This is a genomic window from Streptomyces sp. NPDC042336, from assembly GCF_055581985.1.
The window spans coordinates 63,501-84,893 of sequence record NZ_JBVJEA010000008.1; the positions used below are offsets into that span (position 1 = coordinate 63,501).

Sequence of the window (21,393 nt, forward strand, 5' to 3'; positions counted from 1 at the left end):
CGGCGGTATACGGGCACGACAATCTTCGTCAGGTTTCACGAGCGAAGGAAACGGGCAATCGGCCGTGTTTTGGGGGACGGCGGGCACGAGTTTGGCTTTGTGTTCGAGAATTGTTCGAGTCCGAACGGGTTGCTTCGGTCTCAGGCCACGGTCAGCCCGCCGGAACGTTTGCCCGTTTCCGTGCCAGTCTCTCCGTTTGTCTCCGGTCCGGCGCTGTCGAGTGCCTGCCGGATCCCGGTGGCCACGGTGGGGTGTACGGGCAGCGCGAGGTGGCCGATGCCGCTCACCCGTATGTTCTGCACGGTCAGGTCGGGGTGGTCGAGGCAGGCCGTCTCCAGCGGGTCCATCACGCGGTCCAGGTCGCTCCAGAAGCTGACGAACCGCGTGCGGCAGCCGGGCGCCGGGTGGGTCAGCTCCTCGATCACCGCCGATCCGGGGCGCATCTGGCGCACGATCGGGTGCGCGTTCGCCAGCGGTACCACCTTGGTGCCGGCGTGCGGGGTGCCGAGCGTCACCAGGGTGCGGACGCGCAGGTCCCCGCCGAGGCGCTGCACGTAGTAGCGCGCGATCAGCCCGCCGAGGCTGTGCCCGACGACGTCGACCCGTTCGCTGCCCGTCCGCTCGCAGATCTCCTCGATGTGCCGGCCGAGCAGCTCGGCCGCGGTGCGGATGTCACAGGTCAGCGGGGAGTAGTTCAGCGACTCGATCTCGTGCCTGCCGTGCTGGGCCAGGCTGCGGCGCAGCAGCAGGAAGACCGAGCGGTTGTCGATGAAGCCGTGCAGCAGCACGACCGGGGGGCTGACCGGGGCCGGGAGCCTGGGGGGCGGAGGGGACGGCTGCGGATCCTGGGCGTCCGCCGGCCGGAGGGTCTGGACCGGGCGCCGCTCCTGGATGATCCCCGAGGGGTAGAGGAGGAGGTGCCCGGCGAGGATCGCGGCCTCCAGGGCGCTTGCCTTCAGGAGAGTCAGTGAAAGCCCGGTCAGCCTGCCGGGAAGACCCGCCAGGTCCGGCAGTCCCGGGACCGCGGGGAGTCCTGGAAGACCGGGGAGTCCGGGCAGAAGACGCTGGAAGAGCGGGAGAAGGGGCAGTGCTGCCGTGGTGACCTTCATGGGCCGACCTCCTGTCGGCACGCGCAGGGACGCCTCTGTCCCCCGTGTGCCCTCGTGGAGCGCCGTGACACCAGTGACTGGTGCTGTTTGCGAGGTTTATGCCTACCCGTGTCCCGGCATGCCGTATCAGAGCCCGGTGGGCCGTATGTGGCCTGTGGTGTCGGTGAAACGGCGACGAGGCCCGCTGCCGGTCCGCGCCGCCCTCGCTGCGGCTCTCCGTACGCGTGTGCCGCCGCGCCCTGAGCGGTGCGCGGCGAACGTGTCCCACCGTGTGATTTCCCCCTCTGTATCCACCGCGAAACTGCCGGTTGCGGGATGCTGGCGATAACGTTCGTTCACTTCCCCCGGACACCGTGGTGCGGGGATCCACGCCGCGAGGACGTGAAGTGTGCGGTACTTGTCGGTACGGATGGATGTAGTCGCTTCATGGAGGCAGTGATGGGTGTGGCAGCCGGTCCGATCCGCGTGGTGGTGGCCAAGCCGGGGCTCGACGGCCACGATCGCGGGGCCAAGGTGATCGCGCGGGCCCTGCGTGACGCCGGTATGGAGGTCATCTACACCGGCCTCCACCAGACGCCCGAGCAGATCGTCGACACCGCGATCCAGGAGGACGCCGACGCGATCGGTCTGTCCATCCTCTCCGGTGCGCACAACACGCTCTTCGCCGCGGTGATCGAGCTGCTCCGGGAGCGGGACGCCGCGGACATCCTGGTCTTCGGCGGCGGGATCATCCCCGAGGCGGACATCGCCCCGCTGAAGGAGAAGGGCGTCGCGGAGATCTTCACGCCCGGCGCGACCACGGCGTCCATCGTGGAATGGGTCCGCGAGAACGTGCGGGAGCCCGCGGGGGCGTAATCCCTGGCCGTCCGGCCTCAGCCGTCCAGTCCGGTTGTCCGGCCTCAGCCGTCCAGTCCGGCCGTCCGGCCTTGGGCGCATCCCGTTCCGACGGCGCGGGCCTCGCCCCGGCCCCCGGCACGCCTCGGACCGCCGGGTGCGCGGGCGGCGGGGCGGCACGGGGTGGTGCCTCACGGCCCCGTCCGGAGTTCCTCGGTCATCGCCGCCCGCAGACGCAAGGTCGTGACGAGCCGCTGGAACGCCTCCGCCCAGTACCCCCCGGCCCCCGGCGACGCGTCCTCCGGCTCGTCCGGTATCGCCAGCAGGCCGTCGAAGCGGCCCGCCTCCGAGGGGTCGAGGCAGCGCTCGGCCAGGCCCATGACGCCGCTGAAGCTCCACGGGTAGCTCCCGGCGTCCCGGGCGATGTCGAGCGCGTCGACCACCGCCCGGCCGAGCGGCGTGGCCCACGGCACCCCGCACATGCCGAGCAGCTGGAACGCCTCGGACAGCCCGTGCGTCCCGATGAACCCGGCGACCCACTCGGCGCGTTCACCGGCGCCCAGCGTGCCGAGCAGCTTGGCCCGTTCGGCCAGGGACACTGCGCCGGGACCGCCGGCCTCGGGCGCCGTGGGCGCGCCCAGCAGGGCCCGCGCCCACACGCCGTCGCGCTGTCGTACGGCCGCGCGGCACCACGCCGCGTGCAGCTCGCTCTGCCAGCCGTCCGACACCGGCAGGGCGACGATCTCCTCGGCCGTACGGCCCGCGAGCCGGGCCGGCCAGGTGGCCAGTGGGGCCGCCTCCACCAACTGGCCGAACCACCAGGACCGTTCCCCACGCCCGGCGGGCGGCTTGGCCACCACGCCGTCCCGCTCCATGCCCGTGTCGCACTCGTGGGGTGCCTCGACGACGATCGCCGGCGGGGTGCGGGTGCGGTCGAGGGACACGCACGTCGCGGCCCGCGCCGACATCCGCGCGGCCAGTGCCGAGTGCGGCAGCGCCGACAGCAACTCCGCCGCGGTGGCCCGTACGTTGCGGCTGCGATCGGCCAGTGCCTGCTCCAGGAACGGCTCGTCCGCCGCCGCCAGCCCCGTCCGCAGCGAGTCGAGGAACATCAGCCGGTCCTCGGCCCGTTCCGTCGCCCAGGTCGACGCCAGCAACTCGCGTGCGCCGGCCGGGTCGCGGGCGCGCAGGGACGCCAGGAGAGCGACGCGTTCGGCGAACAGGCCCTCGTCCCAGAGCCTCCGCGCCCGCTCCGCGGCATCGGCCCCCGGCGGTGCGGTCCCTCCGCCGGGCGCCGCGCGCAGGGCGAACCGCCAGTCCGGATTCAGCCGGGCCAGCCACCGGGCCCGGGGTCCCGCGAAGGTCAGCACCGCCGGCCGCAGGTCCGTACGCCCCCGCGCCGCGTCCAGGAGCGCCGGAAGCACCTCGGGGGGCGCCGCGAAACCCCGGGCGTTCGCCGTCGCCAGCCACTGGGGCAGCAGCTCCATCAGATCGGGCGCGCTGCCTCTGCGGCCGCCGCCGCCCGCCGTGCCGGAGCGGTCGGTGAGCAGCGTCGCGAGCCGACGGGCGGCCGCCTCCGGCAGCGGGGGCCGGGGGTCCTCCGGGGCGGGGTCGGGGCGCCGGGCCGCGCGGCCCGGTCGCAGGCCCGCGCGGCGGCGCACGGTCTCCGCCGCGGCCGCGTCCAGCAAGGCGGCCGCGGCCCCCGGCCCGCGCTCGCCACCCGGTGGCGTACGCCGGTCCGTACCCAGCAGCGCCGAGGTGACCAGCTCCTCCCAGACACCGGGCCCGGAAGCGGACGCGGGCCCCGACGGACCGCCTGCCGCCGACTGCCCGTCGGCCGCCGCCTCCGGTACAGCGGCCTCGGGGTGGGCCGAAGCCGTGGGTGCCACGGACGGCGTCGGAGCTGAACCGGGGCCGGACCTGGGAGGGAGACCGGTGTCCGTGTCGGGCGCGGTGGGGCCTGCCGTTTCGGTGGTCGCAGGGCCGGGTGCGGGCCCGGCGTCGGTGATGGCGGTCGTCCGGGCGGTGGTTTCGGACGTGGTGTCCGCTGTGGCCTCGGCCACGGTGTCCGCCGCGCCCCCGGGCTCGGTCCGGAGACCGGTGTCTGCACGGGCGGCCGTGAGGGTCGCGGGCTCGTCGGCCGGTGGGGAGACCGCGGGGGCGACGGGCGGCCCGGAGGTGGTGGTCGGCGTCAGCATCGGTGTCGGTGTCGGCGTCGGCGTCGGTGCGGTCGTGGCCGTGGGAGCGGGTGTCCTGGTCATGTCGTTCCCCTCCGGTTCCAGTGCCATGGGTCGGGTCAGCACAGCGGCACCGCCGCGCCCGGTCCGGCCGGCCAGGCCGTCAGCGGCGTGAAGCCGCGGTGACCGCACTCGCCGAAGACCGTGACGGGTGCACCACCCGACAGCGCGACCAGCCGCCACAGGCCCGGTTGGCTACCGGTGGACCGGGCGAGCGGCAGCGCCGAGTCCTCGTCGGCGTCCGCCAGTTGCCACCCGGCGCCGTCCGGAACGGGGACGACCCGCTCCAGGGCCACCGGCACCGAGTCCAGCCACGGGTCGTCGCGCAGGGCCTCGCCGTACCGGACGGCCGCCTGTGACGTCGTCACCCCGCTCGGGCGCGTCCGCGTGGGCCCGGGCGGCGCGAACCTCCGGCCGAGGGAGACTCGTTGCCGACCGGTGTCCGGATACGCGGAGACCTCCGCCTCCAGGGCCAGCCCCACCGGCAGCGTCGGCTCAGGCGACCGGCCCGCGGCGCCGTAGGAGAGGAGCAGCACCGTGCGGTCCGTCTCCGCGCCGTACAACCAGACGCGACGGGTCGTCAGCCGGGCGTCCACGGTGTCGTACTGGGCGAGGACCAGCCAGTGGTCCCGCACCGGCGGGCCGTCCGCGGACGTGGTCAGACCCACGCGTGAACGGACCGTCGCCGCCAGGCCGTCCGGCAGCCGCTCACGGTGCAGCCAGCCCCGGTCGAGCAGATGGAGCAGAGCACACTCCTCGAGCAGCCGCACCGGCCAGCCGGGGCCCGAGGAGGGTATGGCGCCCAGCTCCCGCACGCGCGAGGCCAGTCCCGGCGCCTGGGCGTCGACCATGCGGGCCGCCGTCTCCTCCCACAGCCCGTGTCCCGTCCGCTCGGCGCCGGCCAGACCGGCGCGCAGGAGGTCCGCGAGCCGCTGCTCCAGCTCCGTCGCGCCCGCGGTGATCCGCTCGGCCCGCCGCTCCGCCCGGCGCCGTGCCGCCTCGGGATCGGCGGGCGCGGAGGCGGAGGCGGACGGGCCCGCTGTCCCCGCGGCCGCGGGCTCGCTCCGTCCGGAGACCGCCCGTCGCGCCCGGTCCGGCGCCTCCCCCTCCGGCACCACGCCCGCCCCGCCCGGCTCTTGCACAGCCCCACCCCGTCCCTCGTCGAACTCCCCACCCCGGACCCGCTGCCGAGCCATGCCATCGAAGGTAGGTCCCCCCACTGACAATGGCCCGAGCGAGAGCATCTGTGCAGGTCAGCGCGATTGTCAGTGGCGTGGTGCACCGTGGATGACAGATCGGACCGGCCTAGCTGGAGGGGGAATCGGCCATGCCCGCATTCGTGGAGCGGACGTCCGGGGCACAAGCGCCGCGGCAGGTGCTGCGGCCGCACGCCGAGCACGCGTTCACGGCCGAACTGGCCGCGCTGGCCGCGCTGGACGACCGTCCGCGTCCGGCCCGCTGGAAGCTGTCGCCGTGGGCCGTCGCCACCTACCTGCTCGGCGGCACCCTGTCCGACGGCACGGTGATCACCCCGAAGTACGTGGGCCCGAGGCGCATCGTCGAGGTCGCCGTCAGCACGCTCGCCACCGACCGGGCCCTGCTCCTGCTCGGCGTGCCCGGCACCGCGAAGACCTGGGTCTCCGAGCACCTCGCCGCGGCCGTCAGCGGCGACTCGACCCTGCTCGTGCAGGGTACGGCCGGCACCCCCGAGGAGGCGATCCGCTACGGCTGGAACTACGCGCGGCTCCTCGCCCACGGCCCCAGCCGGGACGCCCTGGTGCCCAGCCCGGTCATGCGGGCGATGACGGAGGGCACGACCGCCCGGGTCGAGGAGCTGACCCGCATCCCGGCCGACGTGCAGGACTCCCTGATCACGATCCTGTCGGAGAAGACCCTGCCGATACCGGAGCTGGGCCAGGAGGTGCAGGCGGTGCGCGGCTTCAACCTGATCGCCACCGCCAACGACCGCGACCGCGGGGTCAACGACCTGTCCAGCGCCCTGCGCCGCCGCTTCAACACGGTCGTGCTGCCGCTGCCGGCGAGCGCCGAGGCCGAGGTCGACATCGTCACCCGCCGCGTCGACCAGATCGGCCGCTCCCTCGACCTGCCGTCGGCGCCCGACGGCACCGACGAGATCCGACGGGTCGTCACCGTCTTCCGCGAGCTGCGGGACGGGCTGACGAGCGACGGCCGTACGAAGGTCAAGTCGCCCAGCGGCACGCTGTCCACGGCCGAGGCCATCTCCGTCGTCACCGGTGGTCTCGCGCTGTCCGCCCACTTCGGCGACGGGGTGCTGCGGCCCGGCGACGTCGCCGCGGGCGTCCTCGGCGCGGTCGTCCGCGACCCGGGCACCGACCGCGTCGTCTGGCAGGAGTACCTCGAGACGGTCGTGCGCGAGCGGGACGGCTGGCAGGACTTCTACCGGGCCTGCCGGGAGGTGACCGCGTGAACGGCGCGGGGATGCGGACGAGCCGAGGAGGGGCGGGTACGGCGGTGACCGGTGCGACGGGTGACGACGGGGACTCGAGCTGGACCCGCAGGCGAGGGGGACGGTGTGACGGGCGCTGACCGGGCCGGGAGCGGCGGATCCGGCGGGCCGCGCGGTGCCGGGGGGCCCGGTGGCCGGCCGCTGCTGCTCGGCGTACGCCACCACGGGCCGGGGTCGGCCCGGGCGGTACGGGCGGCGCTGGACGCGGTGCGGCCGGGGGTGGTGCTGGTCGAGGGGCCGCCGGAGGCCGACGCCCTGATCCCGCTGGCCGCCGACGAGGGCATGCGGCCGCCGGTCGCGCTCCTCGCCCACGCCGTGGACGAGCCCGGCCACTCGGCGTTCTGGCCGCTGGCCGAGTTCTCCCCGGAGTGGGTGGCCGTCCGCTGGGCCCTGGAACACGACGTCCCGGCCCGCTTCATCGACCTCCCGGCCACGCACACGCTGGCGTGGCGGGCGGCGGACGACCGGGCGGACGGCGGGGACCCGGGCGACCGGCCCGGCACCGTGGCCTCCGACGTCCGGGGTGATCCGCTCGCCGCCCTCGCCGCGGCCGCCGGACACGACGACCCCGAGCGCTGGTGGGAGGACGTGATCGAGCACCGGAGCCCGGGGGAGGGTGACGTGCTCGCGCCGTTCACCGCGGTGGAGGAGGCGATGACGGCGCTGCGCGAGACCGACGCGGGTGAGGCGGGCGAAGGGGAGGACGGCGCTCGGGACGCTGCCGAGGCGCGGGACCTCGTGCGGGAGGCCCACATGCGGCTCCAGGTCCGGGCGGCGCGGCGGGAGTTCGCCCAGGGGGTGGCCGTGGTGTGCGGGGCGTGGCACGTGCCCGCGCTGCGGCGCGGGGCGACCGTCGCCGCCGACCGGGCCCTGCTGAAGGGGCTGCCCAGGACCAAGGTGGAGATGACCTGGGTGCCCTGGACCCACCGCAGACTGTCCCGGGCCGGTGGTTACGGGGCGGGCATCGAGTCGCCGGGCTGGTACGGGCATCTGTTCGCCGCTGCCGACCGGCCCGTCGAGCGATGGCTGACCAGGGTGGCCGGACTGCTGCGGGGGGAGGACAGGACCGTCTCCCCGGCACACGTCATCGAGGCGACGCGGCTGGCCGAGACGCTCGCGGTGGTCCGTGGACGCCCGCTGCCCGGGCTGAGCGAGACGACCGAGGCAGTGCGGGCGGTGATGTGCGACGGCTCGGACGTGCCGCTGGCGCTGGTGCACGACCGTCTGGTGGTCGGGGACGTGCTGGGGGAGGTGCCGGCGGGGGCGCCCGCGGTGCCGTTGCAGCGGGACCTGACGCGGGCCCAGCGACGGCTGCGGCTCAGGCCCGAGCCGGGGGAGCGGGAGCTGGAGCTGGACCTGCGCAAGGAGACCGACGCCGGACGCAGCACACTGCTGCACCGGCTGCGGCTGCTCGGCGTCGGCTGGGGCGAGCCGGTCGCCTCGCGCAGTACGGGCACGTTCCGGGAGACATGGCGGCTGCGGTGGGAGCCGGAGCTGTCGGTGCGGGTCGCCGAGGCCGGGGTGTGGGGCACGACCGTGCTGTCCGCCGCGACCGCCAGGGCCGAGGCGGACGCCCTCACCGCGCAGGGCCTCGCCGAGGTCACCGCGCTCGCCGAACGCTGTCTGCTGGCCGAACTGCCGGACGCGCTCGCGCCGGTGATGCGGATACTCGCCGACCGGGCCGCGCTCGACACGGACGTCGGCCACCTCGCCCAGGCCCTGCCCGCTCTCGTCCGCTCCCTGCGCTACGGCGACGTGCGCGGCACGGACACCGGCGCCCTGGCCGAGGTCGCCGCGGGCCTCGCCGAGCGCGTCTTCGTCGGCCTGCCCGCGGCCTGCGCAGCCCTGGACGCCGACGCGGCCGAGGAGATGCGCGGCCACGTGGACGCCGTGCACACAGCCGTCGGTCTGCTCGGCGACGCCCCCGCGCCGGGCCGCGGCGACCTCGGGTCCCGCTGGCGGGCGGTGCTGCGGACCCTCTCCGCGCGGGACACCGTGCCCGGCACCGTCCGCGGGCGTGCCGTACGGCTCCTGCTGGACGACGGCGAGCTGGCACCGGACGAGGCGGCACGGCTCATGGGCCTGGTGCTGTCCCGGGGGACGCCACCGGCGGACGCGGCGGCCTGGATCGAGGGCTTCGTCGGCGGCGGCTCGGGTGGCGGCATGCTCCTCCTGCACGACGACCGGTTGCTGGCCCTGGTCGACGCCTGGCTCACCGGCGTACCGGCGGACGCGTTCACGGACGTACTGCCCCTGCTGCGCCGTACCTTCTCCGGATTCGAGCCGGGAGTGCGCCGCAGCCTCGGCGAGCTGGTCCGACGCGGACCGGAGGCACGGGGGAGCATGACGACGGCCGGTTCCGGCATACCGGGCTTCGCGGCCGGCCTCGACACCGAGCGGGCCGACGCGGTGCTGCCGGTGGTCCGGCTGCTGCTGGGCCGGGACCCGGCGCCGGACGACAACGACCTGGTGGGGGCGGACACATGACGGGCCACGCGACGGGAGACGCGGCCGGACACACGAGTGGACACCTGACCGGCCGCACGACGGAACGCCTCTCGGCGACCGAGCCAGTGGGCGCCGGCTCGGCACAGGAACGTCTGCGACGGTGGCGCCTCGTACTCGGCGGTGACCCGGCCGACGGCACCGGCCACGCGCTCTCCGGACGGGACGCCGCGATGGACGGGGCACTCACCTCGCTCTACGGAAAGGAGGACACCCCGCGGGCGGGCCGGGACCGCACGGCGGCGCTCGGGGCGTCCGCACCGGCCGTGGCCCGCTGGCTGGGGGACATCCGGACCTACTTCCCCTCCTCCGTCGTCCAGGTCATGCAGCGGGACGCGATCGACCGGCTCGGGCTCACCACCCTGCTGCTGGAGCCGGAGATGCTCGAGGCCGTGGAGGCCGACGTGCACCTCGTCGGTACCCTGCTGTCCCTGCACAAGGCGATGCCGGACACGACGAAGGAGACGGCCCGGACCGTCGTGCGCAAGGTCGTCGACGACCTGGAGAGGCGACTCGCCACCCGCACCCGTGCCGCCCTGACCGGCGCGCTGGACCGCAGCGCCCGCACCGGCCGGCCCCGCCACCACGACATCGACTGGAACCGCACGATCGCGGCCAACCTCAAGCACTACCTGCCGGAGCACCGCACGATCGTGCCGGAGCGGCTCGTCGGCTACGGGCGGGCGTCCCGTTCGGTGAAGAAGGAGGTCGTCCTCTGCGTCGACCAGTCCGGTTCGATGGCGGCGTCCGTCGTGTACGCGTCCGTGTTCGGCGCGGTGCTGGCGTCCATGCGCTCGCTGGACACCCGGCTCGTCGTCTTCGACACGTCGGTCGTCGACCTCACCGACCAGCTCGACGACCCGGTCGACGTGCTCTTCGGCACGCGCCTGGGCGGCGGCACTGACATCAACCGCGCGCTGGCGTACTGCCAGTCGCGGATCACCCGGCCGGCGGAGACGGTGGTCGTGCTGATCAGCGACCTCTACGAGGGAGGCATACGCGACGAGATGCTCAAGCGGGTCGCGGCGATGCAGGCGGCCGGGGTGCGGTTCGTGACGCTGCTGGCCCTGTCCGACGAGGGGACGCCCTCGTACGACCGGGAACACGCGGCGGCCCTCGCGGCGCTCGGCGCACCGGCCTTCGCGTGCACGCCCGACCTCTTCCCGGAGGTGATGGCGGCGGCGATCGAGAGACGCCCCCTGCCGATACCGGACGCCGGGTGACGACTTGTCGATCCGAGGTGATCCGTTTCCCCCGGGGCAAAACGGATATGACGGGCCATCGGCCGAACCGGGCTTGCGCAACCTCCGGACCTACGTGCGAGTATCGCGCGGCGTGTCGATGCGTTGTTCGGCGCGCGGCCCGTTCCGCCGCACGGGAGGAACCTCCCCCTCTTGATCTGGTCAGCAGTCCTGCCCGGTGCCGCTCTGCGCGTCCTGCGCACGGCGGCCGGGCGGCGTGCGCTGCACGCGGCACTGCTGGTGGGCGGGTTGTTCGTCCTCGGTCTGCTCTGCGGAGGGCGGGCCCAGGCGGCCGACGAAGGGGAAGGGCCGGGGACTTCGACGGACGCGGTCGGCCGGGTCCTCGACGTCTCCGTGCGGCCACGGAGCCCGCTGGACGCGGGACCACCCGTCCAGGACGCCGGAGCGGTGTCGGGGCCGGGCTCCGGCGCGTTGCTTGCGGACCTCCGTCCCGTCACCGAGGACGTCGTCAGGACCGTGAAGGACCAGGTGGTGCGACCGGTCGGTGACGCGGTGGCGACGGTGGCCGAGGCAGTCGCGCTCCCCGGTGCGCCCGGCCCGTCCGATCCGAAGGACCCGTCGGAGCCGTCCGACCCGGCCGGCGTGCCGGACCCGGCCGACGTGCCGGACCTCACCGACGTCCCGGGGCTGACCGACGTACTGCCGGGCCTGACCGACCCGAGCGACCTTTCTGGTCGTTCCCCCTCGGCCGTCCCCCACCCGCGGGCCGAGCCCGCGCCGACCGAGGCGGACGCCTCCCGCACCGCGGACCCGTCCGAGGCCGCCGACGCCCGAGTCGCCGAGGGCGCCGCAAGCCCGGCACGCGTCGTCGGATACGGGCCCGGCCCCGGAGCCGGACCGGCACCCGCCGCGCACACCCGCACTCAGCGGGCCGGTACCGCGCCCGCCGAGTACGCCCCCGCCCACCCCGCGCCCACCGGCGACCCCGACGGAGCGCTCGGCACCGCGTCCGGCGCCGACCAGGGCACGCCGCGCCACGGGGACACCCATGCGGTCGCCCCGCAGCACCGGCTCACGTTCCGGCTCGTCCCCGGCGCTCCCGAGCGGGCCGACGCGGCCGGGGTCCGCGAGCCGTACCGGGACATCCCCGTCTCGCCTGCCTGAGCGGCCGGCGCACTCCTGCCGCGCACCGCCACCAGCCGCCCTCGGCCGCCGCAGCCCCCACACAGCCGCAGTCGCAGCCGCCGGGCTGCCGGCCGGGCCGAGACACCCGCTCACCGTTCGGACGCCCCGCGCGTCCGGTACCCACGGTCGGACGCCCCGCGCCCGGCTCCCACGGTCGAGCACTCCCGTCCCGGCGCCCCCGTCCGGCGCACCGGGCACCCCGGCCGGTGTCCCGCGCACGGGACCGGGCACCGGCATCCCGTGGCCCCGGTCCCCGCGGCAGGCACGGACCCCGCGGGGCGCAGGCCCCGGACGGCCGAAAGCCGTCGGCCTCCGTCCGGCCGAACCCCGCGGTCCGGGCGGGCCGGTCCCCATTGGGGTGGGGACCGGCCCGCCCGCACCCCGGCGTACCGCACCCGTGCGGCCGCCGGGGAGCCCACGGGCCTCACCGGGTCAACCCCAGCCCGGTGAGGCCCTTCAGCGGTGCGCGGAGCGCCCCCGGCCCCGGCTCACACCCGGCACCGGGTGCCAGTGAGCGCGGCATCATGTGACAGGCATCACCGCTCAGGTGTGACCCACGATTTAGAGACCCCCCGCAAGCGGCGATAACCTGCGAGACGGACATGCCGCGCGCTCGGACACCGTGTGCGCCCCCCTTGTGACTCACAGCGGACGTCACGTTGCCCTCGCGGCACGCCCACGCATCCAACGAACCGCGAGATCACTGATAGGGACGGAAGCGCGTGGACCTGTTCGAGTACCAGGCGAGGGACCTCTTCGCCAAGCACGATGTACCGGTGCTGGCCGGTGAAGTCATCGACACGCCTGAGGCGGCGCGCGAGATCACTGAGCGTCTGGGCGGCAAGTCCGTCGTCAAGGCGCAGGTGAAGGTCGGTGGTCGTGGCAAGGCCGGTGGCGTGAAGCTGGCCGCCTCGGCGGACGAGGCCGTCGCCCGCGCGACGGACATCCTCGGCATGGACATCAAGGGCCACACGGTCCACAAGGTGATGATCGCCGAGACCGCCCCCGAGATCGTCGAGGAGTACTACGTCTCCTTCCTCCTCGACCGTGCCAACCGCACCTTCCTCTCCATCGCCTCCGTCGAGGGCGGCATGGAGATCGAGGAGGTGGCCGCCACCCGTCCGGAGGCCGTCGCCAAGACCCCGATCGACGCGATCGACGGCGTGACGCCCGAGAAGGCGCGCGAGATCGTCGAGGCCGCGAAGTTCCCGGCCGAGGTCGCCGACAAGGTCGCCGACATCCTGGTCAAGCTGTGGGACACCTTCATCAAGGAGGACGCCCTCCTGGTCGAGGTCAACCCGCTGGCCAAGGTCGTCTCCGGTGACGTCATCGCCCTCGACGGCAAGGTGTCGCTGGACGACAACGCCGAGTTCCGTCACCCCGACTTCGAGGCCCTCCACGACAAGGCCGCGGCCAACCCGCTCGAGGCCGCCGCCAAGGAGAAGAACCTCAACTACGTCAAGCTCGACGGCGAGGTCGGCATCATCGGCAACGGCGCGGGTCTCGTCATGAGCACCCTGGACGTCGTCGCGTACGCCGGTGAGGCGCACGGCAACGTCAAGCCCGCCAACTTCCTGGACATCGGTGGCGGTGCCTCCGCCCAGGTCATGGCGAACGGCCTGGAGATCATCCTCGGCGACCCGGACGTCCGCTCCGTGTTCGTCAACGTCTTCGGCGGCATCACCGCCTGCGACGAGGTCGCCAACGGCATCGTCCAGGCGCTGAAGCTCCTGGAGGACCGCGGCGAGAAGGTCGAGAAGCCGCTCGTCGTCCGCCTCGACGGCAACAACGCCGAGCTGGGCCGCAAGATCCTCACCGACGCCAACCACCCGCTGGTCCAGCGCGTCGACACCATGGACGGCGCGGCCGACAAGGCCGCCGAGCTGGCTCACGCCGCCGCCAAGTAAGCACTCAGGACGAGGACACCAACACACCATGGCTATCTGGCTCAACAAGGACAGCAAGGTCATCGTCCAGGGCATGACCGGCGCCACCGGCATGAAGCACACCAAGCTCATGCTGGGTGACGGCACCGAGGTCGTGGGCGGCGTGAACCCGCGCAAGGCGGGCACCACCGTGGACTTCGACGGCACCGAGGTACCGGTCTTCGGCACCGTCAAGGAGGCCATCGAGAAGACCGGCGCCAACGTCTCCGTCATCTTCGTGCCGGAGAAGTTCACCAAGGACGCCGTCGTCGAGGCCATCGACGCCGAGATCCCGCTGGCCGTCGTCATCACCGAGGGCATCGCCGTGCACGACTCGGCCGCCTTCTGGTCGTACGCCGGCAAGAAGGGCAACAAGACCCGGATCATCGGCCCGAACTGCCCCGGCATCATCACCCCGGGCCAGTCCAACGTCGGCATCATCCCGGGCGACATCACCAAGCCGGGCCGCATCGGCCTGGTCTCGAAGTCCGGCACGCTGACGTACCAGATGATGTACGAGCTGCGGGACATCGGCTTCTCGACCGCCGTCGGCATCGGTGGCGACCCGATCATCGGCACCACGCACATCGACGCGCTCGCCGCGTTCGAGGCCGACCCCGAGACCGACCTGATCGTGATGATCGGCGAGATCGGCGGCGACGCCGAGGAGCGTGCGGCCGAGTACATCGCGAAGAACGTGACCAAGCCGGTCGTCGGCTACGTCGCGGGCTTCACCGCGCCCGAGGGCAAGACCATGGGCCACGCCGGCGCCATCGTCTCCGGTTCGTCCGGCACCGCCCAGGCGAAGAAGGAGGCCCTGGAGGCCGCCGGCGTCAAGGTCGGCAAGACGCCCACCGAGACGGCGAAGCTCGCCCGCGCCATCCTGGCCGGCTGACACCGCCGCACCGGTCGAGCGCCTGCTCCACCAGTTCCGCACCGAGTGGCCCGCCCCCTGTCCGCAGGGAGCGGGCCACTCGGCGTTCCGGGGTGCCGGGCCCGCCTCATCCGAGGCTCGGGCTGAGCCGTTCCGGCCCGTCCTGCAACTGCTCCCGCAGCTTCTGCCGCAGCTCCAGCTCCTGGTCCGACAGCGACCCCGGGGCCACCCGCTGCGGCACGCCGCGCACCGCCTGCCCGGGGGACACGGGCGGTTCGTAGTGCGTGGGCGCGGTGCGCAGGGTCAGGGCCGTGGTCCCGATGAGGGCGACCGTGAACGCGATCGCCGCCCGGGTCCGGAACCGCGCCCGGCGTTCGCCGCCCCTGCGCACGGTCGGCGGCTCGGCCGCCCGCAGCCGCTCGTTCGACGCCAGCTCGGCCAGCCTCCGGTGCAGCATCTGCGGGTCGGCCAGCGCGGGCAGCCGGCCGGCGACGGCCTCGCGGGCGTGCAGCAGCCGGTTCGCCGCCGTCGGGGTGCTCGCCTCCGTCTCCGCGGCCGTCTCGGGCAGGTCCAGGCCCACCCCGTCGTACAGCACGAGCGTGCGGCGGTGCCGCGGGGGGAGCCTGAGGAGGGTGTTCAGCAGGGTGCGGTCGCCGGGGTCGGCGGGCGGCGGCTCGGGGTGCCGGTGGCGCGGGCGGAACCGCTGCCAGGGCGACAGCGCGTACTCGTACGCCGTCGCCCGTACCCAGCCCACCGGGTCCCGGTCGCGGGCCACCTCGGGCCAGCGCTCCCAGGCGGTCTGGAAGGCCCGCTCGACCGACTCGCGTGCCTGCTCGCGCCGGCCGGTCAGCAGGAAGGTCTGCCGTACGAGGGCGGGGGCGCTGAACGCGTAGAGCGCGTCGAAGGCCTGAGCGGGCGTCAGCGCGACGGGCGCGGGCTCGGGCTGCGGCTTCTGCTCCCCTTCAGGCTCCTGTTTCGGCTCCGGCTCCGGTTTCGGCTCCGGTGCCTGTTCGCCCTGCCGTGCCGCCTCTTCCTCGGCCAGCGTCTTCAGCAACTTCGCGTAAGCCTCCCGCTTCCGGCCTCGCGGAGTCGTGCGACCGCTCTCCCACGCACGGACCGTCCGGGGGGTGACGCCCACCCGTGACGCGAGCTGAGTCTGAGTCAGTGCGGCGGTCTCACGCAGGCGTCGGCGTGCCTTGGGAGGTGGCAGCGGGGTTGCGAGGCTGCGTGTCACAGGGCACCCCTTCGTACGAAAAAGTACATAAACATATATTGAGCGACACAACGGAGCTTCGCCCGTTACGTCGGGAAAGCGCGTGTCGTTGGGAGCATGGCGGGCGTGATGCAGACGACCGCTCGTCCAGCCCCGCTCTCCCTGTTGCGCGCCCGGTGGCGGGACCGGTCGCCCGGACTGGCCGCCGGCCTCCTCGGCGGCGTGGTCGCGGCAGTGTTGGGGCTGGCGGCGTGCGCCGCGCTAGTGACGCTGCTGTGGATCAGTTCGCCGTACCCCGACAGCGGGCCCGGCGGCGCCCTCCACGTCGCCGCCGCGCTGTGGGTGCTGGCGCACGGGGCCGAACTGGTGCGTGCCGACACGCTCTCCGGCACCCCCGCGCCCGTCGGCGTCACCCCGATGCTCTTCCTCCTCCTGCCGGTGTGGCTGCTGCACCGCGCCGCCCGGGACGCCACGGACCCCGGGGACGGTGTGGGCGTGGCCGTGGGCGCGGCTCCCAAGGCGGGACCCGGGGCGCGCCCGGCGTGGATGGCGGGCGCCCCGGACACCGGGCCGCCGCCCGTCTCCGCGCGCGTGGCCTGGACGGGGGTCGTCCTCGGCTACCTCTCCGTCGCCGGGCCCGTCGTCCTGTACGCGCAGGGCGGCGCGCTGCGGCCCTCGTCGTGGTGGGCGGTGGTGTGCCTGCCGCTGGTCGCCATGGGAGCGGCGGGCGCCGGTGTGTGGACGGCGTTCGGCCGGCCGGGCGGGCCCGTGGGACGGGCGCTGCGGGTGCTGCCCCGGAAGCTGCGGGAGTTGATGGTGGAGCCGGACGCGCGCCTGGGCGCCGCGACGCGCGCCGCGGGCGCCGGTGCGGCGGTGCTCGTAGGCGGCGGCGCGCTGCTGCTCGCGGTGTCACTCGTATGGCATTGGGCCGCCACGGGGGAGGCGTTCCTGCGGCTGACGGAGGGATGGTCGGGGAGGTTCGCCGTACTGCTGCTCTGCCTGACGCTGGTGCCGAACGCGGCGGTGTGGGCCGCGGTGTACGCCCTCGGCCCCGGCTTCCTGCTCGGGACCGGGCATGTCGTGGCGCCCACCGCCTCCGCGCCCGCAGCGCTGCTGCCGCCGTTCCCGCTGCTGGCGGCGGTGCCGGACGCGGGGCCCGGTACGCCGCTGCACTGGGCGGCCGGCGCGGTGCCGTTGGCGGCGGGGGCGGCGGTGGGGTGGTTCACGGCGCGGGCGGCCACGTCGGGAGAGCCGGGTGAGCGGGGAGCGGGCTCGGTGGCCGGGGCGTGGTCGTGGTCGTGGCGGCGGACCGCCGGCGCCGCCGTGGTGGCCGCCGTGCTGTGCGCGGTCCTCGTCGCCCTGCTGGCCGCGTTCGCCGGCGGGCCGCTCGGGAGCGCCGCGCTCGCCCGGTTCGGGCCGGTGTGGTGGCAGGCCGGGGCAGCGACGCTGGCGTGGATCGCGGTGGTGGCGGTGCCGGTCGCCGTGGTGGCGCGGGCATGGCGGTGCCGGGGCGCTGCCGCACGGGAGGCGGTGGTGCAGGCGGCCGGGGCGGAGAAGGCGGCCGACAGGGGTGCGCGCCGGTGGGCGCGGGTCCGGGTTCCGGTGCCGTCCGTGGGGCGTTGGTGGAGGCGGGACGCGAAGGACTCGAAGGACGTGGACGTGGGCGTGGCGGCGGGGGAGGACGAGGGTGCGGTGCCGTTCGGGTTGTACGACGGCGACGATGGCGGGGCGGGGTACGACCTGCTGCCGGTCGACGGGGCCGCGGAGTCGCCTCGCGGCGGGGAGTGAGGGAACGGTGGGTGCGGGGGTGACGACGGGCCTTTCGCCCGCGCCGCCCCTTCCCGTTCCCGTCCCTGGGGGCTGCGCCCCCGGACCCCCGCTTCCCGCAGCTCGGCCTCAACGGCCTCGTCCTCAAACGCCGGACGGGCTCACAGTGAGCGGGGCTGGGTCAGTCCTCGGAGCCCAGCAGCGGGCGCAGTTGCTCCGGCAGGTGGCGCTCGCAGGACTGTTCCGCCGCGTTGGTCAGGGCGTCCTCGCGGCAGGTGTAGTAGTCGCTGTAGACCAGCTGGGCGCCGAAGGACGCGGCGACCAGAAGGATGGCCAGGGACGACGTGACCAGGCCGCTGATCGCGGCGGTGCGCTGCGGGCGGCCCGTCTGCTCCGCGGGCGGGGCGGGGGTGTCCGGGTCGGAGGCGGCGCGGGGCTTGGCGCGCAGCGCGCTGATGCCCCAGTACAGGGCCGGGGCGCCGAGCAGCAGGGCCACGTACGGCCAGGTGAAGAGGGCGAAGAAGAGGGCCCACATGCCGCTCAGCAGGGCGTAGCGGGCACGCCGCTGGGCGGGGTCCGTCGGGTCCCAGCGCGGGCCCGGTCCGCCGCTCTGCCCCTCGGGGCCGCCCGAACCGCCGGGCCGCTCGCCGAAGCCGCCGGGGGACCGGCCGGGCTGCCGGTCGCTCCACTGGCCGCCCCAGGGGGACCGCCCGCCCTCGCCCTGGGAATCGTCGTCGCCCGACGGGTGGCGCGGCTGCCAGGGGCGGTCCGGCGTGCCCTCGGGGGGCGGTGCGAACGGATTGTCCTGGTCGGTGGAGCCGTCCTGCCCGCCGCCGCCCCTCCGGTCCGAGGGCGTGTCGGGCGGCGACGAGGGGCGCTCGCGCAGCAGCACGGTGCTGCGCTCCCCTGGCTGCGCCGACTGCTGGGGGAGCGTGAGCAGTCGCAGGCTGCGGTCCGGCATCAACTGAGCGTCTTCCCCTTGGCGACGATGAACGGGCGGCTGGTGGAACGGGCGAGCTGGTGGTGCGGGCGAACTGGTCGGTACGTCTGGTGAACGCCTGACGCACAGGCCGCGTTCCCGCTCCGGCTCCAGGCAGACGCTACCTTCCGGCCACGCCCCCGTCCCGAGGGGGCCGTGCGGTGTGCCGGTATCGTTGCTGACGGTCGGCCGCTTCGTAGACTTCCCCGTATCCGGGGGCGCGAAGCATTCGTACGACCGTACAAACAGATCCGCTTCTCCGAGAAAGGCCCCATCGTGGCCGCCAAGCCCGTGGACCGGCGAGCCAAGCGCCTCGTCGTGCTGGTCTCCGGATCCGGCACCAACCTCCAGGCTCTCCTCGACGAGATCGCCGCCACCGGCGTCGAGGCCTACGGGGCCGAGATCGTGGCCGTCGGCGCCGACCGCGACGGCATCGAGGGGCTCGCCCGCGCCGAGCGTGCCGGGGTGGCGACCTTCGTACGCAAGGTCAGGGACTACGGGACCCGCGAGGAGTGGGACGCGGCGCTCGCCGAGGCCGTCGCGGCCCACGAGCCGGACCTCGTCGTCTCGGCCGGGTTCATGAAGATCGTGGGGAAGGAGTTCCTCGCGCGGTTCGGCGGGCGGTTCGTCAACACCCACCCCGCCCTCCTCCCCAGCTTCCCGGGGGCCCACGGGGTGCGGGACGCGCTCGCGTACGGCGCCAGGGTCACCGGGTGCACCGTCCACTTCGTCGACGATGGCGTCGACACCGGGCCGATCATCGCGCAGGGCGTGGTGGAGGTCCGGGACGAGGACTACGAAGACGAAGGTGTCGCTCTGCACGAGCGCATCAAGGAAGTCGAGCGAAGGCTGCTCGTCGATGTCGTGGGGCGGCTCGCCCGCAACGGCTATCGCATTGAGGGACGAAAGGTAGTTATCCAGTGACCGCCACCGCCACCGCCGGGAGCAACAAGCGGGCCATCCGCCGCGCGCTCGTCAGCGTCTACGACAAGACCGGGCTCGAAGACCTCGCCCGCGGGCTGCACGAGGCCGGCGTCGAGCTGGTCTCCACCGGGTCGACCGCCGGGCGGATCGCCGCCGCCGGTGTCCCCGTCACCAAGGTCGAGGAGCTGACCGGCTTCTCCGAGTGCCTGGACGGGCGCGTCAAGACGCTGCACCCCAAGGTCCACGCGGGCATCCTCGCCGACCTGCGCCTGGAGAGCCACCGGCAGCAGCTCGACGAGCTGGGCGTGACGCCGTTCGACCTGGTCGTGGTCAACCTCTACCCGTTCCGCGAGACCGTCGCCTCGGGCGCCACGGCCGACGAGTGCGTCGAGCAGATCGACATCGGCGGCCCCTCCATGGTGCGCGCCGCCGCCAAGAACCACCCCTCCGTCGCGGTCGTCACCAGCCCGGCCCGGTACGCCGACGTGCTCTCCGCGGTCCAGGACGGCGGTTTCGACCTGGCCGCCCGCAAGCGCCTGGCCGCCGAGGCCTTCCGGCACACCGCGGAGTACGACATCGCCGTCTCCTCCTGGTTCGCCTCGTCCTACGCGCCCGCCGACGACTCGCAGTTCCCGGAGTTCCTCGCCACCAGCCTGGAGCGCGCGCACACCCTGCGCTACGGCGAGAACCCGCACCAGCCCGCCGCCCTCTACACCGCCGGCACGGGCGGCCTGGCCGCGGCCGAGCAGCTGCACGGCAAGGAGATGTCGTACAACAACTACACGGACACGGACGCCGCCCGCCGTGCCGCGTACGACCACGACGAGCCCTGCGTCGCGATCATCAAGCACGCCAACCCGTGCGGCATCGCGGTCGGGGCGGACGTCGCCGAGGCGCACCGCAAGGCGCACGCCTGCGACCCGCTGTCGGCGTACGGTGGCGTGATCGCGGTCAACCGCCCGGTCTCCAAGGAGATGGCCGAGCAGGTCGCCGAGATCTTCACCGAGGTCATCGTCGCGCCGGACTACGAGGACGGCGCCCTCGAAGCCCTCACCAAGAAGAAGAACATCCGCGTCCTGCGCTGCCCCGAGGGCCCGGCGCACCCCGTCGACGTCAAGCCCATCGACGGCGGCGCCCTCCTCCAGGTCACCGACCGGGTCCAGGCCGAGGGCGACGCTCCCGCCACCTGGACCCTGGCCGCGGGCGAGGCCCTGACCGAGGCGGAGCTGGCCGAGCTGGCCTTCGCCTGGAAGGCCTGCCGGGCCGTCAAGTCCAACGCCATCCTCCTCGCCAAGGACGGCGCCTCGGTCGGCGTCGGCATGGGCCAGGTCAACCGGGTCGACTCCGCGAAGCTCGCGGTGGAGCGGGCGGGCGCCGAGCGCGCGCAGGGAGCGTACGCCGCCTCCGACGCCTTCTTCCCCTTCCCGGACGGCCTTGAGATCCTCACCGCGGCCGGCGTGAAGGCCGTGGTCCAGCCCGGCGGCTCGGTCCGCGACGAACTGGTCGTCGAGGCGGCGCAGAAGGCCGGCGTGACGATGTACTTCACGGGGACCCGGCACTTCTTCCACTGACGTCCGGACCGCGAAACGGCGGCCCCCGGTTCCCTCCGCGCGGAGGGAACCGGGGACGGCCGCGGTGGCTGACCCGGTGAGCGGATCAGCAGGGGCGCAGCGACCAGATCGGGTCCCAGGTCGCGGTGCCCGCCTGGTAGGCCGTCGACGTCCAGCGGACGCTGCCGTCCTTGTTGAAGAACTTGGCGACCGTGCCCCGCGTCTGGTTGTTGGTGAACGGGCCGTCGCCGGTCCAGTTGGTCAGGTTCCACGTCCGGCACTTGTAGAAGTCGAACTTCGTGCCCTTGACGACCATGCACAGGTGGCCGTAGTCGCAGGCCAGGTCCTGGGCGTCCTTGGTCACGGGAGCCTCCGTCACGGTCAGGCCCTCGTACTCGACCGCGTCGGCGCTCACGCGCAGGGGCTTCGGGGTGTCGGCCAGCACCTGGTCGGCCTTCTGCTGGAGGCCGGTCACCCGGGTGCCGCCCGGACTGTCGGCGGCCGTGGCCGTGGCCGCGACCGTGGACCCGGCGGCCAGGGCCGTGGCCGCGAGGAGGAGTACTGCGGGCTTGACGATGTTCATTGTCGTTCCCCCGTGAAC

The 21,393-nt window shown here is 74.3% G+C and carries 16 protein-coding genes; 10 read left to right on the plus strand and 6 right to left on the minus strand.

The window, feature by feature from the left end:
* Positions 1-140 precede the first annotated feature (140 nt).
* The gene (locus tag ACZ6IM_RS18925) at positions 141-1,109 is read right to left on the minus strand and encodes an esterase/lipase family protein (protein ID WP_052839789.1); all 969 of its coding nucleotides are present in this window, start codon (positions 1,107-1,109) and stop codon (positions 141-143) included.
* Between the two features lie 438 nt (positions 1,110-1,547).
* On the opposite strand from ACZ6IM_RS18925, the gene ACZ6IM_RS18930 reads away from it, so the two are divergent.
* The gene (locus ACZ6IM_RS18930; protein WP_052839788.1) at positions 1,548-1,964 is read left to right on the plus strand and encodes a cobalamin B12-binding domain-containing protein; all 417 of its coding nucleotides are present in this window, start codon (positions 1,548-1,550) and stop codon (positions 1,962-1,964) included.
* A gap of 170 nt (positions 1,965-2,134) precedes the next feature.
* Here the strand turns inward: ACZ6IM_RS18930 and ACZ6IM_RS18935 are convergent, their stop codons facing one another.
* Together ACZ6IM_RS18935 and ACZ6IM_RS18940 are read right to left on the minus strand one after the other, a co-directional pair.
* A complete protein-coding gene (locus ACZ6IM_RS18935) occupies positions 2,135-3,709 on the minus strand; it encodes a DUF5691 domain-containing protein (protein WP_469557903.1) in 1,575 nt (524 codons plus the stop codon).
* A gap of 530 nt (positions 3,710-4,239) precedes the next feature.
* Positions 4,240-5,322 carry a hypothetical protein gene (locus ACZ6IM_RS18940; RefSeq protein WP_469557657.1) on the minus strand — a complete coding sequence of 361 codons (1,083 nt, stop codon included), beginning with the start codon at positions 5,320-5,322 and terminating at the stop codon, positions 4,240-4,242.
* A 185-nt stretch (positions 5,323-5,507) separates the two neighbouring features.
* Here ACZ6IM_RS18940 and ACZ6IM_RS18945 point away from each other — a divergent pair, with 185 nt between their 5' ends.
* The 6 genes from ACZ6IM_RS18945 (at position 5,508) to sucD (ending at position 14,380) form a co-directional block, all read left to right on the plus strand.
* Positions 5,508-6,629 carry an ATP-binding protein gene (locus ACZ6IM_RS18945; protein ID WP_052839787.1) on the plus strand — a complete coding sequence of 374 codons (1,122 nt, stop codon included), beginning with the start codon at positions 5,508-5,510 and terminating at the stop codon, positions 6,627-6,629.
* 105 nt (positions 6,630-6,734) lie between these two features.
* Complete coding sequence (locus tag ACZ6IM_RS18950) at positions 6,735-9,155, plus strand: DUF5682 family protein (protein ID WP_469557660.1); 2,421 nt, start codon at positions 6,735-6,737, stop codon at positions 9,153-9,155.
* Positions 9,152-10,396, plus strand: a complete 1,245-nt coding sequence (locus ACZ6IM_RS18955; RefSeq protein WP_469557662.1) for a VWA domain-containing protein — start codon at positions 9,152-9,154, stop codon at positions 10,394-10,396. Before ACZ6IM_RS18950 ends, ACZ6IM_RS18955 begins: the two co-directional genes overlap by 4 nt.
* A 171-nt stretch (positions 10,397-10,567) precedes the next feature.
* The gene (locus tag ACZ6IM_RS18960; protein ID WP_052839784.1) at positions 10,568-11,539 is read left to right on the plus strand and encodes a hypothetical protein; all 972 of its coding nucleotides are present in this window, start codon (positions 10,568-10,570) and stop codon (positions 11,537-11,539) included.
* A gap of 743 nt (positions 11,540-12,282) precedes the next feature.
* Complete coding sequence (sucC, locus tag ACZ6IM_RS18965; RefSeq protein ID WP_030145559.1) at positions 12,283-13,467, plus strand: ADP-forming succinate--CoA ligase subunit beta; 1,185 nt, start codon at positions 12,283-12,285, stop codon at positions 13,465-13,467.
* Between the two features lie 28 nt (positions 13,468-13,495).
* A complete protein-coding gene (gene sucD / locus ACZ6IM_RS18970) occupies positions 13,496-14,380 on the plus strand; it encodes a succinate--CoA ligase subunit alpha (RefSeq protein WP_052839783.1) in 885 nt (294 codons plus the stop codon).
* A gap of 106 nt (positions 14,381-14,486) precedes the next feature.
* Here the strand turns inward: sucD and ACZ6IM_RS18975 are convergent, their stop codons facing one another.
* The gene (locus ACZ6IM_RS18975; RefSeq protein WP_469557664.1) at positions 14,487-15,593 is read right to left on the minus strand and encodes a helix-turn-helix domain-containing protein; all 1,107 of its coding nucleotides are present in this window, start codon (positions 15,591-15,593) and stop codon (positions 14,487-14,489) included.
* Between the two features lie 96 nt (positions 15,594-15,689).
* Here ACZ6IM_RS18975 and ACZ6IM_RS18980 point away from each other — a divergent pair, with 96 nt between their 5' ends.
* Positions 15,690-17,360, plus strand: coding sequence for a cell division protein PerM (locus ACZ6IM_RS18980; protein WP_469557666.1), 1,671 nt, complete (start codon positions 15,690-15,692; stop codon positions 17,358-17,360).
* A 160-nt stretch (positions 17,361-17,520) separates the two neighbouring features.
* Here the strand turns inward: ACZ6IM_RS18980 and ACZ6IM_RS18985 are convergent, their stop codons facing one another.
* Positions 17,521-18,300: a hypothetical protein gene (locus ACZ6IM_RS18985; protein ID WP_052839780.1), complete on the minus strand. Its 780-nt coding sequence runs from the start codon at positions 18,298-18,300 to the stop codon at positions 17,521-17,523.
* A 294-nt stretch (positions 18,301-18,594) separates the two neighbouring features.
* Between ACZ6IM_RS18985 and purN the strand changes: the two genes are divergently transcribed.
* Positions 18,595-19,242, plus strand: a complete 648-nt coding sequence (gene purN, locus ACZ6IM_RS18990; protein WP_052839779.1) for a phosphoribosylglycinamide formyltransferase — start codon at positions 18,595-18,597, stop codon at positions 19,240-19,242.
* A complete protein-coding gene (purH, locus tag ACZ6IM_RS18995; RefSeq protein WP_469557668.1) occupies positions 19,239-20,813 on the plus strand; it encodes a bifunctional phosphoribosylaminoimidazolecarboxamide formyltransferase/IMP cyclohydrolase in 1,575 nt (524 codons plus the stop codon). Before purN ends, purH begins: the two co-directional genes overlap by 4 nt.
* Positions 20,814-20,898: 85 nt before the next feature.
* On the opposite strand, the gene ACZ6IM_RS19000 is transcribed toward purH, so the two are convergent.
* Positions 20,899-21,375 carry a hypothetical protein gene (locus tag ACZ6IM_RS19000; RefSeq protein WP_052839777.1) on the minus strand — a complete coding sequence of 159 codons (477 nt, stop codon included), beginning with the start codon at positions 21,373-21,375 and terminating at the stop codon, positions 20,899-20,901.
* Positions 21,376-21,393: the final 18 nt, after the last annotated feature.